This window comes from Xenorhabdus griffiniae, from assembly GCF_015163655.1.
Classification (GTDB): Bacteria; Pseudomonadota; Gammaproteobacteria; order Enterobacterales; family Enterobacteriaceae; genus Xenorhabdus; species Xenorhabdus griffiniae.
Genome location: NZ_JADEUF010000163.1, coordinates 1 through 5,665, shown reverse-complemented (window position 1 = coordinate 5,665; position 5,665 = coordinate 1). Strand labels below are relative to the sequence as shown.

Below are 5,665 nucleotides of genomic sequence, written 5' to 3'. Positions count from 1 at the left end.
GATATATACAATTTGATATGAACTGAATAATTTTTGATATATTAAACTCAACGTATAAATTTACTCTCATTCATTAAATTGAATTCCTACCAATGTGCATAATTAATTAGTTTATCAACCCTCACAATAAAAGCAATCAGCTGATGGAAAACATCATATTTTTATGATTATATCTATTTTAAAATTTGTGAGTTTCATTTTTTTGAGTAAACTCATCACTAATTATTCGATAATTGAGGTTTAACTTGAGTATAGTTTCATTGCAACTTCTTGATTACAACCTTGTGCGAGGAGCTATAAGATGCCAGATAGAAATTATTTCCAAAAACTGAACTTTAAAGCCCACTGGATGCCGTTCAGCGCTAATCGTCATTTTCAACAAGATCCACGTTTGATTGTCTCAGCAGAAGGAAGTTGGCTGTTTGATGATCAAGGCCGGCAAATTTATGACAGTTTATCAGGATTATGGACGTGTGGAGCAGGCCATTCACGCGTTGAAATTCGTCAGGCTGTTTCAGATCAACTGGGGACATTGGATTATTCCCCAGGTTTCCAATATGGACACCCTTTGTCATTTAAATTAGCAGATAAAATTGCCAGCCTTATGCCTGGTGATTTAAATCATGTATTTTTTACCAGTTCAGGTTCAGAAGCTACCGATACCGCAGTAAAAATGGCTCGTGCTTACTGGCGGATCCAAGGACAACCTGCAAAAACTAAATTAATCGGTCGGGCACGGGGTTACCATGGTGTCAATATCGCAGGAACCAGTCTTGGCGGTATTGGGGGTAATCGCAAAATGTTTGGTCAGTTTATGGATGTTGACCATCTTTCGCATACATTACAACCTAATATTGCCTTTACTAAAGGGATGCCAGCGGCTGGTGGCCCCGAACTGGCAGATGAATTACTAAAACTCATTGAATTGCATGATGCCAGTAATATCGCTGCTGTTATTGTCGAACCGCTTTCTGGATCTGCCGGCGCTATTATCCCACCACGAGGTTACTTACAACGCTTACGGGAAATTTGTACTCAATATGATATCTTGCTGATTTTTGATGAAGTAATTACCGGTTTCGGGCGTTTGGGAAGCTGGAGTGGTGCTGAATATTTCGGTGTAACCCCAGATATCCTTAACTTTGCTAAACAAATTACCAACGGTGCAATTCCTCTGGGTGGTGTAATTGCGTCCAGCAAGATCTACGATGCCTTTATGTCACAATCTCTGTCTGAACATATGATTGAATTCAGCCACGGTTATACCTATTCAGGTCATCCGGTTGCTTGTGCCGCGGGATTGGCTTCATTGGAACTGCTGGAAAAAGAAAATTTGCCTCAACAAGCTGCGGAATTGGCATCACATTTTGAACAAAAATTACATGCACTAAGTCACTGCCCAAATGTCGTGGATATTCGTAACTGCGGGCTAGTGGGGGCCATCCAAATTGCTCCACGGGATGGAGATGCCGTTGTCCGGCCTTTTGATGCTGGTATTGCATTATGGAAAGCGGGTTTTTATGTCCGTTTTGGTGGTGACACGTTACAATTTGGTCCCATGTTCAATGCTAAAATTGATGATCTTGATCGTCTGTTCAATGCGGTTGGTGATGTTCTATACCAAATCAAATAAAGAAAATCTTCATTAATGAGGGGGAATCTGTAAGATAACATGAAATCTATTGAAATTATGAAGTTAATTGAGAGCAAATATCCAAAAGCAGGGCATTGGGTATTTGGTGATTCTCCTTCCATTAATCATTCAAACCCACCCAGCATATAACGCCATTGAATTTTCATTCAGGAAATACATCACATAAAGACATAATAAGTTGTTTGAGATAAATTAACTCTTCCGACAATTACTTAAATTATATTTTCATGAAGTTATAATCTCATGTATTGATCGAATCATTATATCAATATAAAAAATAGGAAATGTTATGACTGATAATAGCACTAGAACCGATCTTTTCTCGCCGACCAAATTAGGGGATATTGAACTTGCTAATCGTATTGTTATGGCGCCTTTAACACGTGCTCGTATGAATGAGGATGGTGTCCCAAACGAACTTAATGTTACATATTATGCTCAACGCGTGAGCGCCGGTTTAATCATTTCAGAAGCAACTAATATTTCAGCACAGGGATGCGGTTATGCTATGACTCCTGGTATCTGGACAGAAGATCAGGTGGCAGGATGGAAAAAAGTCACAGATGTTATTCATGCTGCTGGTGGTAAAATTGTAATGCAATTGTGGCATGTCGGTCGTTTCTCACACGTTGATCTTCAACCAAATAAAGAAGCACCAGTAGCACCATCCGTTATTGAAACAGATGGTAATGTTTTTACCCGTCGTGGTATAGAGAAAGCGTCCATACCGCGTGCACTTAGAACCGACGAGCTCCCTGACATTATCAGGCAATATAGACATGCGGCAGAATGCGCTAAACGTGCAGGGTTCGATGGTGTAGAAATTCATGCTGCTAACAACTATCTATTGGAACAGTTTTTGCGTGATTCAACTAACCATCGCACCGATCAGTATGGTGGTTCAATTGAAAACCGTGCCAGATTGATTATCGAAGTTATTGACGCTGTAACCCATATTTGGGGTGGTGGGCGGGTTGGTATTAGGTTATCTCCAGTGACAACAGAAGTAGGAAACACTCCGCTTGATAGTAATGTGATGGCAACTTATGGCTATCTGATCCAGCAACTCAATAAATTCAAACTGGCTTATCTCCATTTTGTTGAAGGAACAACAGGAAAAAGCCGTGATATTCCCGCAGAGGTTGATTTGGATGAACTAAGATCGTTGTTCGATGGTGCTTATATCGGTAACAACAATTATGACCTTGAAATGGCGATTTCCCGTCGTGTGGAAGGTAAGGTGGATGCCGTTGCATTCGGTCGTCCGTTTATTTCTAATCCAGATTTGGTAGAACGTTTACGCTACGGGATTGAACTGACTGATCTCAATAATGATGCTTATTACGGTAATGGAGAAAAAGGATATACCGATTGGTTGAAAGCGAATTATTAATTTTATAGGCGTCTTTTTCAGCAAAATGCAGATATTGATTTGAGCAAAAAAAGTGGCAGGTACTGTAGAGCACTATTCACGGTTCTATGTTACCTGCTTTTTTAGATAAAACCGATGGTGACCTGTGATTATCAGAGAAACCAGGTGGCGTGACAGAGAAGAGTAGATGTAAGGACGTAATTATGAATAAAAATCCTGAGATCATTAAAGCACTTGATGAACTTTTAACATCATTTGATAAACATGCTCCCGGTGTTGTCTACATGGCCAAGTATGACAACGGATTAACCTACCAAGGCTCTATAGGATTGGCTTGTTTAGAATCACATAAACCGCTTTCAATAGAAAGCGTATTTAATATAGCTTCAGTTTCAAAACAGTTCACTGCATTTACGCTCTTATTGTTAGAAAATGACGGTTATTTGTCGTTAGATGATTCAATCACAAAGTTCCTGCCTGATTTAGGCAGCCATGCAAAACCTGTTACTCTGCGTCACTTAATCTATCATACAGGTGGACTCGTTGATTATATGGAACTGGCTGAATCGATTGGTATTAATGAACAAGATCCGTTGACAATTGAACAATCATTACATCACTTATATGCGCACTCTCAATCTGTATTTGCGCCAGGGACAACATTTGAGTACAGCAATACTGGATATTTTTTATTAGCGCAAGTGGCTGAAAAAGCCAGTGGGATAAAACTGAGTGAATTCAGTCAAGAACGTATTTTCAAACCTCTCGGGATGAAAAATACGTTCATTGTTGATGAATATCCAATCATTGTCGAATTTGCACGAGCATATAACCCAAAAGGTCAACTTTTTGAATCGCCATGGACACATACAGGTGATGGGGCGGTACACTCAACTGTTGGAGACCTCATGTTATGGGGTGAAAATTTATCTCACGGTAGGGTTGGTGGAATATCATTAGTCCAACGCATGACTCAAGCATTATCCAAAATAACATCTACTGGAGATATGGTTAAAAACTATGAAACTTATGCATTTGGCTTAGAACATCACAACCACTTGGCAGAGCCTAGTCTGGAACACTCTGGTGAATGGGCTGGTTACAGAGCCCATTTTATACGTTTGCCAAATTCATGTTTAACTATTGCTGCACTAAGTAATCAAGTGGCCATTGATACTCAAGAATTAAGTTATAAGGTTGCTGATATATTGCTAAAGGCAGCGTAACTTTTACGTCAAAATTGCCTGTCTTTTATGAAAAGAATCTCGCTAAAGTTTTGCAACGTTTGGGGGGCAGAGAGCAGGGCGTACTCATCATTAATGCGTTACCGGATTTATCAAATACGAAGATGGTAATGAATAAAATTAAATTCCATTTAACATAATATAGATTATGCGAACCTGTAGGACTTTTAAAAAAGTACTGAGGTTTGACCCTGAGTACCTTACGATCTTTCTCTAATCCCTCAACTCCAAAACCCCAAAACTCTATCTCAATTGGTCTTGTGTAAGAATATTAGAACATCAAAAATTATTTTCTGGTTTCTTTATAAATTCTTAGATTCTCATTGTCAACATATTTTAATTTTTTAGATTATGATAAACGTAGAATTTATATGGAGGTCAAAAAATGCCAACGAAGCACATCAACGACAACGTCTGGCGACTAGTCGAAAAAGAAACCGTAAAAGCGGTTATCGAACTTAAAGAACCGATCAAAGATACAACTGTCTTGGAATGGCTCATCAGAAAAGGACTAGAAACGATAAGCGATGAGGATTACAGGAAATTTTCAAGAAAAAATTAATTCTATGTGCCCTATCCACTAGCACAGTATATACATCACAGATAACATCACTACTTCAGGGCGAGAGCGTGAGTGCTTAAATTAAAAACAGCACAAACAATATCCAAACTATTTTGATGGAGGCATGTGTTAGATTGCTTTAAACTCAATCTCATTGAGAGTTATTTTTGCACTAATCGTGTTCATAAAACGTTCGGGCGCTCGCCCTGAGCACTACTTGATGTAAACATACCGCAAGTTACCTGTTACAGGTTGCAGGCAACTTGGTCATAATAAAAATAATAGTGAGCGGAGGCCACTAATGAGCAATACATCTACATTGAAAACTACCATTAAGTTAAAAAAATCAAAAAATATTGATTTACAAAATAAAAAATTTCAACTAATCAAAGGGACCATACTCGTTCAGTCTCACTTTTTTGTTAATGGAGAAAAATACCATGTGTTTATGCAAATATTGGAGCGACCACTTTCTGATAATGCAGGTTTTAAAAAACTCATGGGATATAAAGCGTCGTGGAAATCGCAGCTAAAGACTTAACATAAGTCATTATATAAAACATCAGGTGCAAGGCTGAAAACCCGAAAATAGCCTTAGACCACTTCTGCATGACACATTTACTAAGAGGATAATGTAATGAATATTCCAACAAACCCTAGAAATTTTTTAATATTCATAGTGATAGCATTCATTATATGGATTGTTTTCAGTAAATAATACATTTGTTTTGATATATATCCCCCCTAAATTTCTTTAAGGAAAATAAATTGAAAAAATGGAAAGTAGTTGGTTATTGCATAATAAGAGGATTTAATCGTGTATACATTTACAA

Annotated in this window: 5 protein-coding genes; all 5 read left to right on the top strand. The window is 38.1% G+C overall.

The window, feature by feature from the left end:
• The first annotated feature begins 301 nt into the window (after nucleotides 1-301).
• The 5 genes from aptA (at nucleotide 302) to IQ211_RS17650 (ending at nucleotide 5,373) form a co-directional block, all read left to right on the top strand.
• On the top strand, nucleotides 302-1,633 hold the full coding sequence (aptA, locus tag IQ211_RS17670; RefSeq protein ID WP_189758375.1) for an omega-aminotransferase AptA: 1,332 nt from the start codon (nucleotides 302-304) through the stop codon (nucleotides 1,631-1,633).
• 310 nt (nucleotides 1,634-1,943) lie between these two features.
• Nucleotides 1,944-3,047, top strand: coding sequence for an alkene reductase (locus IQ211_RS17665; RefSeq protein ID WP_189758374.1), 1,104 nt, complete (start codon nucleotides 1,944-1,946; stop codon nucleotides 3,045-3,047).
• A 182-nt stretch (nucleotides 3,048-3,229) separates the two neighbouring features.
• A complete protein-coding gene (locus IQ211_RS17660; RefSeq protein ID WP_189758373.1) occupies nucleotides 3,230-4,252 on the top strand; it encodes a serine hydrolase domain-containing protein in 1,023 nt (340 codons plus the stop codon).
• A 403-nt stretch (nucleotides 4,253-4,655) separates the two neighbouring features.
• Nucleotides 4,656-4,832: a hypothetical protein gene (locus tag IQ211_RS17655; RefSeq protein ID WP_189758372.1), complete on the top strand. Its 177-nt coding sequence runs from the start codon at nucleotides 4,656-4,658 to the stop codon at nucleotides 4,830-4,832.
• A 301-nt stretch (nucleotides 4,833-5,133) separates the two neighbouring features.
• Nucleotides 5,134-5,373, top strand: coding sequence for a type II toxin-antitoxin system TacA family antitoxin (locus IQ211_RS17650; protein WP_189758441.1), 240 nt, complete (start codon nucleotides 5,134-5,136; stop codon nucleotides 5,371-5,373).
• Nucleotides 5,374-5,665 lie beyond the last annotated feature (292 nt).

Coding starts and splice junctions, on each gene's coding strand:
- aptA (WP_189758375.1), top strand. CDS start 302: ATGCCAGATAGAAATTATTTCCAAAAACTGAACTTTAAAGCCCACTGG.
- IQ211_RS17665 (WP_189758374.1), top strand. CDS start 1,944: ATGACTGATAATAGCACTAGAACCGATCTTTTCTCGCCGACCAAATTA.
- IQ211_RS17660 (WP_189758373.1), top strand. CDS start 3,230: ATGAATAAAAATCCTGAGATCATTAAAGCACTTGATGAACTTTTAACA.
- IQ211_RS17655 (WP_189758372.1), top strand. CDS start 4,656: ATGCCAACGAAGCACATCAACGACAACGTCTGGCGACTAGTCGAAAAA.
- IQ211_RS17650 (WP_189758441.1), top strand. CDS start 5,134: ATGAGCAATACATCTACATTGAAAACTACCATTAAGTTAAAAAAATCA.